Annotated in this window: 14 protein-coding genes; 10 read left to right on the forward strand and 4 right to left on the reverse strand. The window is 64.7% G+C overall.

Annotation, left to right across the window (positions count from 1 at the left end; genetic code table 11):
• Positions 1 to 13: 13 nt before the first annotated feature.
• Positions 14 to 2,374, reverse strand: coding sequence for an arylsulfatase (locus A5779_RS20710; RefSeq protein WP_064885156.1), 2,361 nt, complete (start codon positions 2,372 to 2,374; stop codon positions 14 to 16).
• Positions 2,375 to 2,875: 501 nt separating this feature from the next.
• Here A5779_RS20710 and A5779_RS20715 point away from each other — a divergent pair.
• Complete coding sequence (locus A5779_RS20715) at positions 2,876 to 3,922, forward strand: NAD(P)-dependent alcohol dehydrogenase (protein WP_064885158.1); 1,047 nt, start codon at positions 2,876 to 2,878, stop codon at positions 3,920 to 3,922.
• A 2-nt stretch (positions 3,923 to 3,924) separates the two neighbouring features.
• Here the strand turns inward: A5779_RS20715 and A5779_RS20720 are convergent, their stop codons facing one another.
• Positions 3,925 to 5,394 (reverse strand): DUF1254 domain-containing protein, encoded by a 1,470-nt coding sequence (locus tag A5779_RS20720; RefSeq protein WP_165609809.1) that lies wholly within the window; start codon positions 5,392 to 5,394, stop codon positions 3,925 to 3,927.
• A 324-nt stretch (positions 5,395 to 5,718) separates the two neighbouring features.
• Here A5779_RS20720 and A5779_RS20725 point away from each other — a divergent pair, with 324 nt between their 5' ends.
• The 6 genes from A5779_RS20725 (at position 5,719) to A5779_RS20750 (ending at position 13,216) form a co-directional block, all read left to right on the forward strand.
• Complete coding sequence (locus tag A5779_RS20725; protein ID WP_236734831.1) at positions 5,719 to 7,359, forward strand: DUF1254 domain-containing protein; 1,641 nt, start codon at positions 5,719 to 5,721, stop codon at positions 7,357 to 7,359.
• 140 nt (positions 7,360 to 7,499) lie between these two features.
• Complete coding sequence (locus A5779_RS20730) at positions 7,500 to 10,091, forward strand: helix-turn-helix transcriptional regulator (RefSeq protein ID WP_131811667.1); 2,592 nt, start codon at positions 7,500 to 7,502, stop codon at positions 10,089 to 10,091.
• A gap of 9 nt (positions 10,092 to 10,100) precedes the next feature.
• On the forward strand, positions 10,101 to 10,625 hold the full coding sequence (locus tag A5779_RS20735) for an NUDIX hydrolase (RefSeq protein ID WP_064885164.1): 525 nt from the start codon (positions 10,101 to 10,103) through the stop codon (positions 10,623 to 10,625).
• Positions 10,626 to 10,680: 55 nt separating this feature from the next.
• Positions 10,681 to 12,105 (forward strand): NAD(P)/FAD-dependent oxidoreductase, encoded by a 1,425-nt coding sequence (locus A5779_RS20740; RefSeq protein WP_064885166.1) that lies wholly within the window; start codon positions 10,681 to 10,683, stop codon positions 12,103 to 12,105.
• On the forward strand, positions 12,102 to 12,431 hold the full coding sequence (locus A5779_RS20745) for a cupin domain-containing protein (protein WP_064885168.1): 330 nt from the start codon (positions 12,102 to 12,104) through the stop codon (positions 12,429 to 12,431). The genes A5779_RS20740 and A5779_RS20745 overlap by 4 nt, the downstream gene beginning before the upstream one ends.
• A gap of 77 nt (positions 12,432 to 12,508) precedes the next feature.
• Entirely contained in the window at positions 12,509 to 13,216 is a 708-nt protein-coding gene (locus tag A5779_RS20750; RefSeq protein ID WP_064885186.1) for a TetR/AcrR family transcriptional regulator, read from the forward strand.
• Between the two features lie 4 nt (positions 13,217 to 13,220).
• On the opposite strand, the gene A5779_RS20755 is transcribed toward A5779_RS20750, so the two are convergent.
• Positions 13,221 to 13,922 carry a TetR/AcrR family transcriptional regulator gene (locus tag A5779_RS20755; protein WP_064885170.1) on the reverse strand — a complete coding sequence of 234 codons (702 nt, stop codon included), beginning with the start codon at positions 13,920 to 13,922 and terminating at the stop codon, positions 13,221 to 13,223.
• Between the two features lie 54 nt (positions 13,923 to 13,976).
• On the opposite strand from A5779_RS20755, the gene A5779_RS20760 reads away from it, so the two are divergent.
• On the forward strand, positions 13,977 to 14,642 hold the full coding sequence (locus tag A5779_RS20760) for a DUF2306 domain-containing protein (RefSeq protein ID WP_064885172.1): 666 nt from the start codon (positions 13,977 to 13,979) through the stop codon (positions 14,640 to 14,642).
• Here the strand turns inward: A5779_RS20760 and A5779_RS20765 are convergent.
• The gene (locus A5779_RS20765) at positions 14,625 to 15,170 is read right to left on the reverse strand and encodes a TetR/AcrR family transcriptional regulator (protein ID WP_064885174.1); all 546 of its coding nucleotides are present in this window, start codon (positions 15,168 to 15,170) and stop codon (positions 14,625 to 14,627) included. The two genes, A5779_RS20760 and A5779_RS20765, sit on opposite strands and share 18 nt — an antisense overlap.
• A gap of 78 nt (positions 15,171 to 15,248) precedes the next feature.
• Between A5779_RS20765 and A5779_RS20770 the strand changes: the two genes are divergently transcribed.
• Together A5779_RS20770 and A5779_RS20775 are read left to right on the forward strand one after the other, a co-directional pair.
• Positions 15,249 to 16,481, forward strand: a complete 1,233-nt coding sequence (locus tag A5779_RS20770) for an MFS transporter (protein ID WP_236734832.1) — start codon at positions 15,249 to 15,251, stop codon at positions 16,479 to 16,481.
• Between the two features lie 64 nt (positions 16,482 to 16,545).
• On the forward strand, positions 16,546 to 18,449 hold a 1,904-nt coding region (locus A5779_RS20775; RefSeq protein WP_064885176.1), incomplete at its 3' end, for an arylsulfatase.

Raw genomic sequence — 18,449 nt, forward strand, 5'->3', positions numbered from 1 at the left:
TGACTGCCGGCGGCTAATCCAATTTCGTCGCCAGTTTCAGCCGGTCCATGCCAGAGGGTTCGTCGTAGTCGCCGAACTTGAATGTCACCGATTCGAACTTCCCGGTGAACGGGAAGGGCGCCCGGTCGGCATAGTCTTCGCACACCGGTGAAACGTTGTCCATACCGACGTCGAAGCATTCGGTCCCGCAACGCTGAGGGACCTGGCGCTCGACACGGGTCTGCGCCACCTGAGTGCCGTCGACCGAGACCGTCACGGATGCTGGGCATCCGGGTTGCGGACTGTCCGGCTGGAAGTCGACGACGATGGTGTGCTTGCCGGGAGCGAGTGGTTCCTCGGCCGTCGCGTCGTAACGCTCGAGGCCGAAATAGTTGTAGTGGTAACGGACTCTGCCCTCCCACAAGAACAGCGCGAAGCCCGCGGCATCGCCACCGAGTGCCGCCAGCACACCCTCGGCGCCGCCGTCGGGAATCTCGACGGGCACGGTGATTTCGTGGGGGACGCCGACCATTTTCGGTGCGGAACCTTCCGGTAGCCGGATCATGCCCGGGTGAAAGGTGACCTCTTTGCGACCGGTGAAGAAGCTGGGCCGCAGGGTGACGTCGAGACGTTCTGCGAAGCGATCGTCGATCGGCAGCACGTTGTACTTGGCCGCTTCGGCCAGGAACATGTCTTGCAGCTCAGCGAGTTTGGCGGGCTCCTGCTCGGCGAGGTCCACCGATTGACTGAAGTCCTCGCCGATGTTGTACAGCTCCCATTTATCGTCGTCGTAGGAGAAGGTGCCTGAGGTTTCCCAGGGCAGCCGGCCGTGGCGGACAGAGGCGATCCAACCGTCGTGATACATCGCGCGGTTGCCCATCATCTCGAAATATTGTTTGTCGTGACTGCTTTTGGCGGCACCGTCGGCGAATGAGTAGACGAAGCTGGTTCCTTCGATGGGTCGTTGGATATACCCGTTGACCTCGACGGGTTCACGGACGCCGACGATCTCCAAAAGGGTTGGTAGAACATCGATCACATGGTGGAACTGGGACCGCACCGCTCCATGGTCGGAGATCTTCTCGGGCCAGGAGATGACCATGCTGTTGCGGGTCCCGCCGAAGTGCGAGGCCACCTGCTTGGTCCACTGGAACGGGGTGTCCCCGGCATGCGCCCAACCGACCGCATAGTGCGGCGAGGTGCCCGGCAGTCCCCACTTGTCGATGAACGGCAGGGACTCCTCGATGGTCGGCTGCTGGCCGTTGAGGCTCATGATCTCGTTGGGCGTGCCGATCAGCGAACCCTCGCCAGAGGATCCGTTGTCGCCGATGATGTAGATGACGATGGTGTTGTCGAGTTCGCCGATCGCCTCGATGGCGTCGACGACCCGGCCCACTTCGTAGTCGGCGTGTTCGAGGAAGTCGGCGAAGTTCTCGGCCTGACGCGCGAACAGCGCCTGATGTTCGGCCGGCTGACTTTCCCATGACGGGATCTGTTCGGGCCGTTCGGTGAGTTTGGTACCCGCCGGAATGATGCCCATGTCCAACTGGTTCTGGTGCACGATCTTGCGGTACTCGTCCCAGCCCATGTCGAAGCGGCCCTTGTTGCGGCCGCGCCAGTCCAGCGGGGGCTGGTGTGGCGCATGCCCGGCACCGGTGGACAGGTAACCGAAGAAGGGCCGATCCGGTGCGATCGTCTTCTGTGCCTGGATCCAGGCGATGGCATCGTCGGCCAGATCGCGCTGCAGCTGATAGCCGTCCTCGGCGCGCGCGGGTGGCTCGACGGGAGTGGTGTTGCGGATCAGTGACGGATAGAACTGGTCGGTCTCTCCGGAGATGAAGCCGTAGAAATAGTCGAAGCCTTGATTGGTGGGCCAGTTGTCGAACGGTCCTGCCGGGCTGGTCTGGTTGTCGGGGACGTTGTGGTTCTTGCCCCACCAGGCGCAGGTGTAGCCGGCTTGTTTGAGCAGCTCGCCCATGGTCGCGCAGCTCTTGGGGATGATGCCGCAGTAGCCGGGGTAACCGGTGGCCATCTCCTGGATGACGCCGGTGGCCACCGAGTGGTGGTTACGCCCGGTCAGCAGCGCCGCTCGCGTCGGAGAGCACAACGCGGTGGTGTGGAACTGGTTGTAGAACAGGCCCCGCTTGTGCAGCCGTTCGGCGGTTGGCATTCGGACCAGACCGCCGTTGACACTCGGCCAGCCGAAGCCGATGTCATCGAGCAGGACGAGCAGGATGTTGGGGGAGCCCGTGGGGGCCTGCCGAACGGGCGGGAAATCCGGCGTCGAATCCTGTGCGTACAGGTTGATGGTGGCGTTGGGGAACGTCCACTCCGGCTCGGGCAGGTGATAGCGGTCGAGGTGCAGTGGGAATTCGGAACTGCGGTCGTCAGCCATGGGATCGATCGTGCCACGGGGCTTGCTGAGATGCCACGAAGTTGCGTGAATAGCCTTGTGTCCAAGTGTAATTGGACACAAAGTCATGACCGGAAGTGGCTCCGGGGCTTGGGCCTTTGTCGGTCACTACTGTACGCGCCCGGCGGATGGCATTCGCCGGCGGCGATCGGTGATCGTCTCACCCGAAATGGGTGGGGCACTCGAACGAGGTGGGATCCAAGGCAGATTCAGCATTCTGTATTGCAGAGCCGGTTTCGTTCGATTTCAGTGCTGATTTCGAGGTCACGCCTGGAACACACCGCTGCGGGCATGAATACATCAGGCCGAGTTTTGACGGCAAAGACCGTGTTGGCGCAACGCGCACGTGCAAACATGGTCAGTGGGTTGTGACGTCAGTTTGGCCGGGGCCGTTTTGATTTCGCCGGGCCGGCAGCCTGGACGATCACAACTGCACCCGTAAAAGTGCACCCGTAAAAGCCAACTAGGAAAGCGGGCACGCAGATGAAGGCTTTGCGAATCATGGACTGGAAGAGTGAACCGGAGTTGGTCGAGGTGGCCAAACCCCAGCCCGGCCCGGGACAGGTGGTCATCAAAGTCGGCGGGGCCGGAGCGTGCCATTCCGACCTGCACGTCATGCACGATTTCGAGCCGGGCATGATGCCTTGGACCATGCCGTTCACGCTGGGCCACGAGAACGCCGGCTGGGTCGACTCCGTCGGTGCCGGAGTGACCACTGTCGCGGAGGGCGACGCCGTCGCCGTCTATGGTCCGTGGGGCTGTGGGAAGTGTGAGCGATGCCGGGTCGGCGTGGAGAGCTATTGCGAGAACCAGGCCGCGGCCCCGGTGGTCAACGGTGGTGGTGGTCTCGGCCTGGATGGTGGGATGGCCGAGTACCTGCTGATTCCGTTCGAGCGGTTGCTGGTTCCGCTGCCGGATGGCATGGAACCCGCCACCGCCGCGCCGCTCACCGATGCCGGGCTGACCCCGTATCACGCCATCCGCCGGTCGTGGCACAAGATGACGCCGACCTCCACGGTCGTGGTCATCGGCGTTGGCGGCCTCGGGCATGTGGGGCTGCAACTGGTCAAGGCGACGACCGGGGCCCGGGTCATCGCCGTCGACAACCGCAAAGAGGCGCTGGAGTTGGCCACCTCGATGGGCGCGGATCACGTTCTGCCATCCGATGACAAAGCCGCGGGGGCCATCAAGGACCTTACCTCCGGCCATGGAGCCGATGTTGTGCTTGACTTCGTCGGGGCCACTCCCACAATGGAATTGGCCCGCGCCGCGGCGCGGGCGCTCAGTGACGTCACCATCGTGGGGCTCGCCGGTGGCAACGTGCCGCTGTCGTTCTTCACCCAGCCATACGAGGTCAGCATCCAGACCACCTACTGGGGCGCACATCCCGAACTCGTCGAACTGCTCGATCTCGCTGCCAGGGGGCAGGTGCACGTCGAGACGACCACCTACCCACTTGACCAGGCTCTGCAGGCTTATCACGACCTCAAGGACGGAAAGGTACGTGGGCGCGCAGTCGTGGTGCCGTGAGGCTATTGCTTGACGAAGTCGCCGGGCTTGTATTTGTGGTCGAAGAACTCCTGCTTGGGTCCGTACCAGCGGATCAGGCTGAACCAACCGCGGCCGGGGACTGTCTTGAGCCAGTTCTTGGCCCCCTCGGGGGGATTGGGCCCGACGTGGAAGGTGACGGAACCGTCGCCGTTGAACTCCAGATCGTTCATCGAGTTCAGTGACGGATAGGTCTGGCCGGGCGCGTCGACACCCGAGGCCGATTCGGCGTCGTACACCGTGACCGACCAGAGGATGTTCGCCGGAGGGTCGGCCGGCAGGTCGATGGTGTAGGTGTTGTCGCCGCGCAGATAGTCACCGTTGCTGTCCTTGTAGGCAGCACCATATTTCGCGCCCATGCCGACGATCGAGGACATCATCCCGCTGCTGATCGAGTAGGCGTTGATGAACATGTGCGCCTTGGCGTTGACGTCGGTGTGCCCCGTTGTCCGGTCGCGCCACTGCTCGTCGAGCACGGTGTGCCAGAAGTCGTCGAGCTCGGTCTTGGCGTGTGCCACCCAGTGCCGGTCGTCCCACCACAGCCCATCTTGTTCCTGATCGAAATGCGCCGCGATGTTCTTGGCCATCTTCCAGGCGGTCTGCGCGCCGAACCCGAGCAGTTCGTGCTGTCGGTCGGTGGGGGCGAACTTGCGGCCTTTGGCGATACCCAGTGCGGCCAGCGTGCCGTGCATGTAGGGATCGACGGAATCGACGCGCTCCCCTTGGATCAGTTCGCTGAGCATGTCGTAGTAGCTGGCGTCGTGTGCGAACAGCGCATTGGCCGGCAGGTCGGAGACGTGCCGGAATTCCATCGGTTTCGCCTGGCCCTTGAGCGGCCGGACAACCAGGCCTTCGACCGCCTTGATTCCAGGTGACAGATCATCGACGGACTGGAAGAAGCCCCGCTGGAAGATGAAAACGCCGTTGGTGGGGCATTCGTAGACGAAGTACTCCTGCGGGTCGACACCGAGTTCGGCCACATTCTGCCCGGAAGGCACGACGAGGTACTTGCCACCGTTGCCCTTGTCGGGACCGGGGATGCCGATGTCACCGAGGTACTGCACGTCGCCGATCTTGGGGCCCGTGAGCGGGCGGTGCCAGAAATCGTCCATCAGCCCCTGGATCTTCGACGGCGCTTCGAGGACCAGGGGGCCGGTTTCCTCCAGGTCGGCGAATCCCATGCAGTAGATGACATCCGAGTTGGGCGTGGTGATCACGGTATTGGGCTTGAGGCGCTTCTCGTAGACCGACATGACGTTGTAGCCGGTGCCGGCGACCTCGCCCAGACCCTTCTTCATCGCGTACATGTTGACCGCAGGCAATGCCCACAAATAGGCCTGCACCGCGCGCTGGAAATACAGTTCCTCGTTCAGCGCCTGCGCGGCGTCGGCGCTGGGATAGCCGCCGTCGAATTCGGCGTCGGCGATGGACTTGAAGCGGTCGGAGCCTGTCATTTCGGTCTGCGTTCCTTCCTCGCGGGAACACGCCGCGATGGCGACTCCCGCGCCGACAGAGACTGCGGTCAACCCCCCCATCTGAAGTGCTGCCCTCCGGGTCAACTCCAAGGCCATGCCATGCACCTTCGGTCAGACGAACGGGGTCGATTTTCAATGTACCCGTGTGAGTTTCGGCGAACCGTCTGATCTGCGCGGTCAATCTCGTTGAGCCAGTGGAGGCAAGCACGAAGGAACTTAGATCGCCGTATTGTCTTGTCGCCCTCGCCCAAAACGGGTGAGGCGCTTCAAATTGATGGATTCCATTGGCGGAAGCACATTCACGTGTTTGGAAAGCACTGTCGTCAGTGGAGCATCAAGCTATGGTCGAGGCGAAACGACCTGCTCTCCGAGATCTGCACAGAACCGGGAAGGAACTGTAGAGGCATGGACGTGCAAATGACCAGGCGTGGTGTGCTGCGTAACGCGGGTATTGCGGCTGCTACCGCCGGTTTCGCCACCGCGATCGCCGCCTGCTCGACCGACAAGGGCTCGAACGACGCAAACACGACGTCGACCGGCGAGAACACCTCGGCCGCGCCCAACGCACCCGCCCAACCCGAGAAGTTGACTCAGCCTGCGAGCGGCGTCGGAATGTTTCCCGGTTACGCGCAGACCATCGCTCAGTTTGCCTACGTCTGGGGCTGGCCGATGGTCAACATGCTCAACCGGCGGACCCAGATCACCCAGGCCCCGCAACCCGGTTTTCTCAACGGTGTCCTGCCGGTTGCTCCGCAGGGTCGGCTGGGCATGCTGGCCGACTACATCGACCCGGCCGAGACGTTCGTCACCTGCCCCAATCAGGACGTGGTGTACGGACTGGCGTATTTCTCTCTCGACGATCAACCGGTGATCGCCCAGGTCCCCGACTTCGGCGATCGGTTCTGGGTATATGCGCTCTACGACGCCCGCACCGACCAGTTCGGTGAACTCGGCAAGCCATACGCCACCAAGCCCGGCTTCTATCTCCTGGCGGGGCCCAACTGGAAGGGGGAAACCCCTGACGGAGTACAAGCGGTGATCAGGAGTTCGACGTCATTGGCGAACGCGGTTCCCCGGGTATTCATGGACGACACCCCGGAGGACCACGCCGCGATTCAGTCGGTGATCAACCAGGTCGATTTCTATCCGCTCAGCGACTTCGACGGCAAGATGAAGTCCACCGAGTGGGCCAAATCTCCCACCATTCCCGGACCGCCGGCCGAAGCCGGTGGCGGCGAGACGAAATGGGTGGTACCGGAGAAATTCTTCGACCAATTCGGCACGATCCTGGATCAGGTTGCCCCGCTGCCCGGCGAAGAAGCGCTCTACGCGCAGTTCCGCGCCGTGCTCGATTCGGCAAATCAAAATCCCGAGATCAAGAAGACCCTGGTCGACACTGCCGTCGCCACCGAACGTGACGTCATAGGTCCATTCTTCCAATGGGCTCACAACGGGCGCCCCGCAGGCAACGGCTGGAATCGCTCCACCAACAACGCCCAGTTCGGCCTCGACTACTTCGACCGGACGGGAACGGCAAGGTCGAACATGTTCGACAACCGGCCCACGGAAACGCAGTACTTCTACACCGACAACGATGCCACGGGCGCACCGATGGTCGGCGCGAAGACATACAAAGTGACGTTCCCGGCCGGTCAAGAGCCGCCGGTGAAGGGATTCTGGTCGCTGACGCTGTACAACGACAAGCACTTGTTCCACCCCAACGACCTCAAGCGGTATTCACTGGGCACTAAGAACAAGAACCTCAAGCGCAATCCCGACGGGACCTTGACGCTGTACGCCGGAGCGAAATCGCCTGGGCCGGAAAACGAATCGAACTGGCTTCCTGCTCCGGACGGCCCGTTCTCCCTCTACATCCGAGCCTATTGGGGCGAACCCGCCATCACCGATGGCACCTGGAAGCCGCCTGCCATCGAAGTAGTCTGATTCCGGCGGTTTCGTGGGAATGCTCGACACCTTCCCGTTCTGGTTCAACATCGTCACTCCGTAGCTGGGACAATGGTGTGCTGCTCTGTCGCGCACTGGGCAGCACACCGTGCCGGCAACAGTGATCGACAGGAATCAACGTGCAGCCCTCCGGAACATCGTCGATGCAGCCGGTGCCGTGGTTTCTCGCCACGACACCGTCGTCGAGCCCGGGGATGTTGCCGCGTCAGGCGATCGGCCGCACGCTGGATGAGCACACCGCTGGGAGACGCGCCGTCCTCGTCGCCGCTCCCTCTGGGTTCGGCAAGACCGTCGCTGTCGCACAGTGGACCCTCGGGCGTCAACGGGCCGAACCGGGCTCGGTGGCATGGCTGACACTGACGGAGCGGATCAACGACCGCAGCGATGTGCTGCGCGGCATGTTGACTGCACTGCTCAACAGCGCACGCGACGCGGGAGACAGCTCGCTGGGCCGGTCCTTGTCGGGGGCATTCGATTCGGCGACCTACGACGTGGCAGTTGCCGCGCTCATGGCCATCGATCCGGGCCGGAACGTGACCATCGTGATCGACGACTTTCAGTTCGCCCGGTCGGTATGGGGTGACGACGATGTGGTGGAACTGGTCGAGAACGGTCCGCAGTGGTTGCGGTTCGTCCTGATCACGACCGACCCGGTGAGCCCCGTCTGGGCGCGGCTGCGGGTGCACGACAAGGTTGCCGTAATCGGTTCGGCCGACCTGTCCTTCACCCGCGACGATGTGCAGGTTCTCCTCGAACGACGCGACACGTCGTCACGGTCCGAGGACATCGACCGCATCATGACGGAGAGCGGCGGCTGGCCAGGTGCGGTGCGACTCATGCTGGTCAGCGGTGACGAGGCCGCGGCGTTCTCCGACGATGTCGACCTGACCGATTACATCGGCACCGCGGTGCTGGCGCGGATGCGGCCGGACCTGGCCGAATTCGCGTTGAAGGCCACCGTGTGCCCACGGGTGGACGAGCGACTGGCCCGGGTACTCACGGATCGCCCGGACAGCGGGGGGCTGCTCAACGATTGCGTCGCCGCCGGATTGTTCCTCGAACGAATCGGATCAGGAGAAAGCGCTGTCTTTCAATGGCATTCGATCTTTGTCAAGCATTGCCAGGAGATCCTGAGGCGGCGCGGGCCCGAGGAGTGGTTACGGCTCAACCGGCTCGCAGCGGCCGAGCTGGCACAGCGCTACCCGTTGGAGGCGGTCGAACATGCGATCCGGGGTGAGGACCGCGTCGGATACGACATCGTCGCCGAAAGCTGGCTCGAGCTCCTGCTGCAATCTCGTTCTGGTGCACTCGATCTGGCGTGCGTGCGACTCGCCGAAGCCTTCGGTGAGAGCCCGGAGGTCCTGATGATCCGGTCCAGCTGCAGAGCCATGGCCGGCGACGACGTCACGGCGGCGCTGTTGTTCAACCGGGCCGCGGGGATGTCGCAGTCGGAGCAGGCGCCGGGACGACTCGACCTCATCGCCGATCTCACGCAGCTCCTGATCTCTGACGACCGCGAAGCGATGGACCGTGCGGCGGGACGCGTCGAGGTCGCGTTGTCAGACCGCGATCTGGTCGCGCCGCGCATCTATGCGTGCGCGCTGTTCGTACTGGGCTGGGCGGATTCGCGGATGCGACGCAGTCCAACCCGTGGTTCGGAGTATCTGGAGGCTGCGGTGCACGAGTGCGCAGCCCTCCGGCTGCCCGAGCTTGCTCACCGCGCCCGGCAGAGCCTTGCCTTCGCGCTGGCCCACTCGGGCGAATTGGGCCGTGCACAGCAGGCGCTGCACCTGGCGGTGTCATCCGACGAGTCCACTCCTGAGTTGTGGCTGTCGCACGACGGCGACGGTATCGAACGCTTCACGGCAGGCTGGATTCACTTCTGGCATGGTGAGCTGGCCCTGGCCGTCGAGGATTTGGTGCCATCGAGCGGTACCGTCGGCGTCGGCTACCCCGACACGTCACGGATGTTCCTGGCCTTCAGTGCGGCGACCCTGCGCGACAACGCTGTGCTCGCCGTCGCCGAGGCCGCCGTGGCCCGCATGCCCGATGCCGATACCCACGGTGTGCCGTGGGTCAGCTACAAGGCGGCGAGCCGTGCCCGCCTCGCCGAAGCGCGTGGCGATCGTGACCTCGCGCTGGAGCTTGCCGCGAGTGTGGTTGGTTCTCAACATGTTCCGATGGTGTCGGCAGTCATGGCAGGGATGTGCCGTCGTCTCGGTGAGCTCGACCTGGCTGGTCGGCTGGCCCAGCAGGCGCTCGAGCCGCAGGTACCCGGGTACATCGCCGCCTACGCGCTCTACACGCTGGCGTTGTTGTCCTGGCAGCACGGTCAGGCTGAGCAGGCCCACAAGCGGATGGAAGAGATGTTGACCGAGGCGTGCCCGGAGCACGTGCGCTACCAGTTCGTCGACAACCCCGATGCGGCGTGCCAAGAACTGCTGGCGGCTCACCGCTCGTACACCGCGTACCCCGATTTCGTCGAGCAAGCCCTGCTGGCGAGCGAGCATCGCCGGTCGGATTCTGGCGTGGCCGGCCTGACACCGCGTGAGCGGGAGATCCTGGCTTACCTGCGCACGCCGATGACGATGCAGGAGATCGCCGGGAAGATGGCGATCTCGGTGAACACGCTCAAGACCCACCAACGCGCCATCTACCGCAAACTGGGTGCGACCAACCGCCGGGAGGCCATCAACCGGGCGGCCCGCTAGCGTGAAGCCGTGACCGACGAACTCGTCTCCGTATATGACGCCGACGGCAATGCGGTTGGTGCGGAGCCCCGTTCACGGGTGTACGCCGAGGGGCTCTGGCACGCGAGCGCCGGCGTGCTCGTTCGTTCGACGGACGGCACCCGGATTTACGTGCACCGGCGCACCATGACCAAGGCGGTGTTCGCCGGAATGCACGATTGCCTGGCCGGCGGCGTCGTCGACCCGGGGGAGACGCCGCTGCAGGCCGCAACCCGAGAACTGGCCGAGGAACTCGGCATCAGCGGCCCACCGTTGACGGCACTGGCGTCGACGGCCTGGGACGGGCAATGGGCGGGTAAACCCATGCGCTGTCACCTGTATGCGTTCGAGGCGCGCTGGGACGGCCCCATCCGCCATCAACCCGAAGAGATCGTGGACGGATGGTGGTGGACCGATGGGGAACTCGCCGCGCACCTGGCCGATCCGGCCTGGCCGTTCGTGCCCGACACGCGGGTGTTGATCCCGCAGCTGCTGCGCTTACGTCAACACCGTTGAGGTAGTGCGGGAAATCCTTCTTACTGGTGTCACATCACCCGTCGAGGAAGAACCCGTGCAAACCGCATTTGAACGAAACGCTCCTGCTGTGAGCCTCGTTGATCACTCACTGGCCAACACCGTATTGCAGCCGTTCTGGCTCGACGACATGCCGGATCAGCCCAACTACCCGGTACTGACCAGCGCGTCGTCGCACTACGACCTCGTCGTGGTCGGCGGTGGGTACACCGGGCTGTGGTCGGCGTTGCTGGCCAAGCAACGGAACCCCGGTATCCGGGTTGCCGTCGTCGAAGGGCAGACGATCGGTTGGGCGGCATCGGGGCGCAACGGCGGGTTCGTCGAGTCCTCGCTCACCCACGGCGTCGAGAACGGCCGCAGCCGATGGCCCGACGAGATCGACGTTCTCGACCGGCTCGGCGTGGAGAATCTCGACGCCATCGAGAAGACTGTTGATGCGCTGGATCTGGACTGCGACTTCGAACGGACCGGGTCGATCGCGGTCGCGGTTGAGCCGTACCAGGCCGCCGAACTGGCCGACGCCGCGCTGCGGCCGGATCAGGTGTACTTCGATCAGCGGGCCATCCGCGACGAGGTGAACTCACCCACATACCTGGCCGGGGTGTGGTCGAAGGATGCTGCCGCGCTGGTCCATCCCGCCAAGCTCGCGAGTGAACTCGCCCGTGCCGCAGGTGCACTCGGCGTGGACATCTATGAGTACAGCAAGGTGCTGGGGCTCGATCAGAATCGTCGCGGCGGATCACTGTCGGTGCGCACCGAGCGCGCGTCTGTGCATGCCGACCGAGTCATCCTGGCGACGAACGGCTTTCCGTCGCTGCTCAAGCGCTACCGCTACCACACAGTGCCGGTCTACGACTATGCGTTGATGACCGAACCGCTGACCGATTCCCAGCTGGCCGAAATCGGTTGGAGCAACCGGCAGGGCATCAGCGACATGTCGAACCAGTTCCACTACTACCGGTTGTCCAAGGACAACCGCATCCTGTGGGGCGGGTACGACGCGATCTATCACTTCGGTGGACGGATCCGGCCTCAGTACGAGGACCGCGACGCCACTTATCGGCGCCTCGCCGGTCACTTCTTCACGACGTTCCCGCAACTTGAGGACGTCAGCTTCAGCCACCGCTGGGCCGGCGTGATCGACACCTCGACGCGGTTCTGCGCGTTCTTCGGCTCCGCCTATGGCGACCGCGTCGGATACGCCGCCGGTTTCACCGGGCTCGGTGTGGCGGCAACGCGTTTCGCGGCTGAGGTCATGCTCGACCGCTTCACCGGTAAGCCGACTCCGCGCACCGAGCTCGAAATGGTCAGGTCCATGCCCCTGCCGTTCCCGCCGGAACCGTTGGCATCGGCCGGGATTCAGGCCACGCGCTGGTCGCTGGACCGCGCCGATCATCGCCAGGGCCGTCGCAACGTCCTGCTGAAGGCACTCGATTCCGTGGGGCTTGGGTTCGACTCGTGAACATCCCGGTCAACATCGCAGCCCTGGCACTGGAGCACGCCCCGCTTCCTGACGAGTTGGTCGTGGACGGAACGCCGACGACAGGGCATCGCGACCTGACCACGCTGTCGGACGTGACGATCGGGGTCTGGGAACACACGCCAGGGGTTTCCCGCGACGTGGAAGCAGACGAGGTGTTCGTCGTTCTCAGCGGTGATGCGACCGTCGCCTTCGACGACGGTTCCCCGGCTGTCGATCTGCGTCCGGGCAGTCTGGTCAGGTTGCACGAAGGGCAACGCACCATCTGGACGGTCCGCGAGACGCTGCGAAAAGTCTTCGTCGCATAGTGTTCCTGCGCGTCAGGCGCGACGACGTCGCACAATGGCACGAGGGCGTTGACGTAAGCGCGAAGAAGGCAGTGCCGATGGGCAGAACGTTGAAGTCTGAATCGCCGAAGCGACGGCGGCGGCAGACGAAGCAGGGCGTGGTGTTGTCCGAGGAGCTCATCGTCGAGGCCGCTCTGCGCGTGTTGCAGTACCACGGTGCCGCCGGTCTGACGGTCAGGCGCCTCGGTCTCGCGTTGGGAGCTGATCCGACCGCGCTGTACCGCTACTTCCGCGGTATCGAGGACGTGGTGCTCGCCATCACCGACGAGTTGCTGCGACGCGTGGCCGAAGGGTGGGAACCGACGGGGCAGTGGCGGGACGACATGCGGGAACTCGGGCTGCGCGTGCACCGCGTCTACCTGGAATATCCGCAGGCCGGGGTGCTTGCCGCGAGCCGGGTGACCGGCGGTGCCCACGAGATCCAGATCATCGAGACGGTTCTGGGGCTACTGAGGTCGGCCGGGTTCCCCGAGCGGGAAGCTGTCGACGTGTATCACGCCTTCATCGACCAGATGCTGGGGTTCGCGGCGCTCGACGCCGCCTTCGAGGCCTTGCCGGCCGAACACCGCGAGCGAGACGACGAGACGTGGCGCGACACCTACTCGCAATTGCCGGCCGAGACGCACCCGAACATCGCCGCCACCAGCCGCCTTCTCGATGAGTCGATGCGGCGGAGCGGGTGTGAATCGGCCCTGGAGCTCTTGCTGGACGGCATCTCGCTGCGACTGGACCGCTTGCGCGCCTAGCCGGTCAGCCCGCTTTCGCGGCGATGCCGTCCAGCAATTGATCCAGCCCCGAACGGAATTCGGTCATCTGGTCGTCGTCGGGCTGATCGAGTGCGCCGGCGTCGATCGCGGCTGCCAATGCCGGAAACTGGGCCGGGGTCACCAACCGGCGGAGCAGGGCCGGGTACTCGCTTTCATCGACGTCGCCGGCCTCGATGGCCAATGCCGCCGACCCGCGGGTGAATATCAGCACGGCGAGGACCGCGGTCAGCTTTTCGCGTTCTGCCAGTGCCGTGCCGGACAGGGCGGCCAGCCCGGCGTCCAGCCACGCGAGCTGGCCGGGATCCGCCGGCAGGCCGCCGGACGCGGCCTGCAGGATCCATGGATGGCGGTGGTAGACACGCCATAGTCCTTCTGCCCAATTCGTCAGTGCGCCACGCCAATCCGTGCCGTCGGGGGCCGAAGGCGGTGAGCCGGGCCCGGCGGCGAGCATGAACGTCACCAGCTCGTCCTTGTTGGCCACGTGGCGATACAACGACATGGTGCCGCACCCGAGCCGCTCGGCCAGCCGCGCCATCGACAGGGCGGCGAGCCCGTCGGTGTCGGCGAGTTCGATGGCAGCGGCAACGATCGCGTCCCGGGTGAGTCCACGCGCCCGCCGCGGCGCCGCGTCAGGTTCCCAGAGCAGGCGCAACACGCGGGGGAGCGGGGTGTCGGGGCCGGTCATCAACGCTCAGAGTAATCAGTGACATCCGGATGCGTATGCCATACCCTAATGCGTATGGCATACGCATCAAAGCGCTCCACCCGGCTGTCGGCGGCGCTGGCGGTCGTGGTCGTGGGGTTTCTCGCGTATTCGCTGCCCCCTTACCTCTCCGGTGGCACGCGGGTGCAGTCCACATTCGGGCTGCACTACCCGCTGCTGGTCGCGCACGTCCTGCTCGCGAGCGTGGCGATGGTGTGCGCGGTCGCGCAGATCTGGCCGGGCCTGCGCCGTCGACATCCGGTGCTGCACCGGCGTACGGGACGTGTCTACGTCGCGACGGCCATCCCGGCGGCCGTCTGCGCGGTGGTGATCGGGGCGGCGACTCCGTTCGGCCCCATCCTGGCGCTCAGCAACGTGACGCTGGGAGCGCTTTGGCTCTGGTTCACCGTCGACGGATTCGTCGCGGCGCGGCAACGCCGGTTCGCCGCCCATCGGCGACAGATGCTGCGCAGCGCCACGCTGGCACTGTCGATCATCACCAACAGGATCTGGGCGCCCGTGGTGTACCTGAGTTTCCAGCCGTTGCGCGACAGTGTCTTCGGTGGCGACGAAGACCGATATATGTGGTTGGTCGCGGGGGTGGTCGGATGGCTGGGCTGGACGATTCCGCTTTTGCTGCTGCAGGCGTGGCTGCGACGGCAACCGGCTCAGGTCACCGCTCGGTCATCGAGTGGCGTCTGAGTTCGCCGTGATCCGATCGATGATTGCCAACAAACCGTCGTCCGGCGCGGCCTCTGTCACGTGGCCGCCCAGTGCGCGGTGCAGCGCGCTGTAATACAGACCGTCGCCGATCAGCTTTACCGCGCGGGCCACATCGAGGTCGCCGAGCGCGTCGTGCAGGAGGTTCAACCAGTCCGCCGAGACCGTCTCGATGACCGAGCGGGCGTGGTTGTCGCCTGCCTGCTGCAATCGCGACACCGCCACCAGGGTTCGATCGAGCGGCGTGCCGGCGTAATGCGATGACCGGATGTAGTACCGGGCCGGCCCGTCGGGAGCCGTCCGCATCTGTGCGACGTCGTCGGCCGCCAACGTCAGCAGTCGGTCGCACAGCGCGTCGGCGAGCCGGTCCTTCGACGGAAAGTGGTAAAGCAGACCGCCTTTCGATACGCCCGCTTTTGCGGCCACCGCGTCGAGGGTGGCATAGCGCTCGCCTTCGACGGCAAGTACATCCTCGTAGGCATCGAGGATGCGGTCCCGCGACGAAGCCATTCCGAGAGCTTACGACAACGCTGTGGAACTGTACCGTCTGGACGGTATAGTTTGGCCGGGTCACGTCGGTCGAGTCACATGGAGAAGCTGGTCATGCGGGTGTATCGCGACGTGCTCCGGGCGCCGGGGGTACTGAACGTGACGGCTTCACAGCTGTTCGCCCGCCTGCCGCTGGGCATGCTCAATCTGGCGATCCTGCTGCACGTCCAGTCCCAGACCGGGTCCTACGCACTGGCCGGCGCCGCGGTGGCATGCCTCAGTATCGGGGAAGCGCTGGCGATGCCTCTCACCGCGCGCCTTGCCGGCCGTGCCATGGTGTTGACCCTGATCGTTGCGGCCCTGACGAACAGCGCCGCCATGCTGGCGTTGGCATTCGCCGGTGGCGCCCCGTCACTGGTGCTGATGCTTGGGTTCCTCGTCGGCGCATCTGTACCGCCGCTGATGCCGGTGGTCCGAGCGCTCTACCCGCAGCTGGTGCCGAGCGACGGGGTCCGGGCGTTGTTCGCGTTCGACACCACCGCACAGGAACTGATCTGGGTTGCCGGCCCAGTTGCCACGACCTTCCTCGCCTCTGCGCTGTCGACCGCGATCCCGCTGGTGGCGTCCGCGGTCGTCACCGTGGTCGGCACCGGGTGGTTTCTGCTGGGCGCCAGGCAACTTCGGCCGCGCACGGGCAAAGGTGCATCCGCATTCGGCCGGGTGATCGCCAACCGGACGGTCATCCTCGCCATGGCCACCAGCCTTGCGCTGGTCGCCTCCTTCATGGCCTTGGAAGTCGGCATCGTCGCTGCCCTCGGACGCACCGGCGTCACCGCCGGTCTCGCGATCGCGGTGGCCAGCGTGGGATCTCTCATCGGCGGCTTGGTGTTCGGGCACCGGCGATTTGGGCTCGCCGGGCTTGTGACGGCATTGGGAATCGTGGCCGCCGGAACGGCCGTGTTCGGCCTCGTCGACAACCTCGCGCTGCAGTTCTGCGCTCTGTTCGTATCGGGACTGGGGTTTGCGCCGGCGATGTCCGCGTTGTACCTCACGGTGTCGCGGGAGATCGAAGAGCACTCGGCGGCCGAGGCGTTCGGTTGGCTCAACAGTGCGGCACTGGTGGGCGGGGCGGCGGGTACCGCCGTTGCCGGCGTGGCCGCCGACGCGCACGGCGCATCTGGGGCCGTAGTGGTGTCGGCGGTGCTGGCGACCCTGGCCGCCTGCAGTCCCATCGTGGCTCGGATGGCCGGTCCGCTAAGAGGTCTCAGCGATGAACCGGATACCGCAATTTGCCGGTCGGCTCCGTCAGTTTCCCCGATAAACACCAGCTAGCAGGTGTAACCTCCTGCGCGATCAGTCTTACCGGTGCCGAATCGCCAACCGGAGTGAGGTCGCCATGGCTACCGCTTTCAACTCAGCGTTCAACTCACAGTTCAACGGCAAGATCGAACTGGACATCCGGGATTCCGAACCGGACTGGGGCCCCTTCGCGGCGCCCACTGCCGTCGAGGACGCGCCGAACGTGCTGTATCTGGTGTGGGACGACACCGGCATCGCGACGTGGGACTGCTTCGGTGGCTTGGTCGACATGCCCGCGATGAGCCGCATCGCCCAACGCGGAGTGCGGTTGTCGCAGTTCCACACGACTGCGCTGTGCTCGCCGACCCGCGCCTCGCTTCTCACCGGACGTAATGCCACGACGGTCGGGATGGCCACCATCGAGGAGTTCACCGACGGATTCCCCAACTGCAACGGGAGAATTCCGTACGAGACCGCCCTACTGCCGGAGGTGCTCGCCGAGAACGGATACAACACCTACTGCGTCGGCAAGTGGCATCTGACACCGCTGGAGGAGTCGAACCTCGCTGCCACCAAACGACATTGGCCGTGTTCGCGAGGGTTCGAACGGTTCTACGGATTCATGGGCGGCGAGACCGATCAGTGGTATCCGGACCTGGTGTACGACAACCATCCGGTCGATCCGCCCGCGACTCCTGAGGAGGGCTACCACCTCTCGCAGGACCTGGCCGACAAGACCATCGAGTTCATCCGGGACGCCAAGGTGATCGCTCCGGACAAACCGTGGTTCACCTACCTGTGTCCGGGGGCCGGCCACGCCCCGCATCATGTGTTCAAGGAGTGGGCCGACCGCTATGCCGGGCGGTTCGACATGGGTTACGAGGCCTACCGCGACATCGTGCTGGAGAACCAGAAGCGGCTCGGCATCGTGCCGCCCGACACCGAGCTGTCGCCGATCAACCCCTATGCGGATGTGAAGGGGCCCAACGGAGAACCTTGGCCCGCGCAGGACACCGTCCGGCCGTGGGAGTCGTTGTCGGACGACGAGAAGCGGTTGTTCGCCCGGATGGCAGAGGTGTTCGCCGGGTTCCTGTCCTACACCGACGCCCAGATCGGCCGCGTGTTGGACTTCCTCGAGGAGACAGGGCAACTCGACAACACGATCATCGTGGTGATCTCCGACAACGGGGCCAGTGGAGAGGGCGGGCCGAACGGCTCGGTCAACGAGACGAAGTTCTTCAACGGCTACATCGACACCGCTGAGGAAGGGCTGAGGTTCATCGATCGGCTGGGATCGCCCGAGACCTACAACCACTACCCGATCGGCTGGGCGATGGCGTTCAACACGCCCTACAAGCTGTTCAAGCGCTACGCCTCGCACGAGGGCGGAATCGCCGATACCGCAATCATCTCCTGGCCCAACGGTATTGGCTCCCACGGCGCAGTGCGTGACAACTACATCAATGTCTGCGACATCACCCCGACCGTCTATGACCTGCTCGACATCACACCGCCGGCGACTGTGCGCGGGGTTCCGCAGAAACCGCTCGACGGCGTGAGTTTCAAAGTGGCACTGGATAACCCGGACGCGCCGACAGGCAAGGAAACCCAGTTCTACACCATGCTCGGCACCCGGGGCATCTGGCACAAAGGGTGGTTCGCCAACACCGTGCATGCCGCGACCCCGTCGGGCTGGTCCCACTTCGACGCCGACCGCTGGGAGCTCTTCCACATCGAGGCCGACCGGAGCCAGTGTCACGACCTGGCCGAGGAACAGCCGGACAAACTCGCCGAGCTCACCGCGTTGTGGTTCGGCGAGGCCGACAAGTACAACGGGCTGCCCCTGGCCGACCTCAACATCCTCGAGACCATGACCCGCTGGCGGCCGTACCTGGTCGGCGAGCGGACGAGATACACCTACTACCCGCACACCGCCGAGGTCGGGTTGGGTGCGGCCGCCGAACTGCGCGGGCAGTCGTTCACGGTGACTTCGGCGAGCAC

Origin of the sequence: Mycolicibacterium peregrinum, from assembly GCF_001665625.1 — a bacterium.
GTDB classification, from domain to species: Bacteria; Actinomycetota; Actinomycetes; order Mycobacteriales; family Mycobacteriaceae; genus Mycobacterium; species Mycobacterium peregrinum_B.

What these genes read in the sequence shown, in the direction of transcription:
- A5779_RS20750 (WP_064885186.1), top strand. Translation starts at nt 12,509, where the DNA reads ATGGGCAGAACGTTGAAGTCTGAATCGCCGAAGCGACGGCGGCGGCAG.
- A5779_RS20770 (WP_236734832.1), top strand. Translation starts at nt 15,249, where the DNA reads ATGGAGAAGCTGGTCATGCGGGTGTATCGCGACGTGCTCCGGGCGCCG.
- A5779_RS20760 (WP_064885172.1), top strand. Translation starts at nt 13,977, where the DNA reads ATGGCATACGCATCAAAGCGCTCCACCCGGCTGTCGGCGGCGCTGGCG.
- A5779_RS20765 (WP_064885174.1), bottom strand. Translation starts at nt 15,170, where the DNA reads ATGGCTTCGTCGCGGGACCGCATCCTCGATGCCTACGAGGATGTACTT.
- A5779_RS20720 (WP_165609809.1), bottom strand. Translation starts at nt 5,394, where the DNA reads ATGACAGGCTCCGACCGCTTCAAGTCCATCGCCGACGCCGAATTCGAC.
- A5779_RS20715 (WP_064885158.1), top strand. Translation starts at nt 2,876, where the DNA reads ATGAAGGCTTTGCGAATCATGGACTGGAAGAGTGAACCGGAGTTGGTC.
- A5779_RS20755 (WP_064885170.1), bottom strand. Translation starts at nt 13,922, where the DNA reads ATGACCGGCCCCGACACCCCGCTCCCCCGCGTGTTGCGCCTGCTCTGG.
- A5779_RS20710 (WP_064885156.1), bottom strand. Translation starts at nt 2,374, where the DNA reads ATGGCTGACGACCGCAGTTCCGAATTCCCACTGCACCTCGACCGCTAT.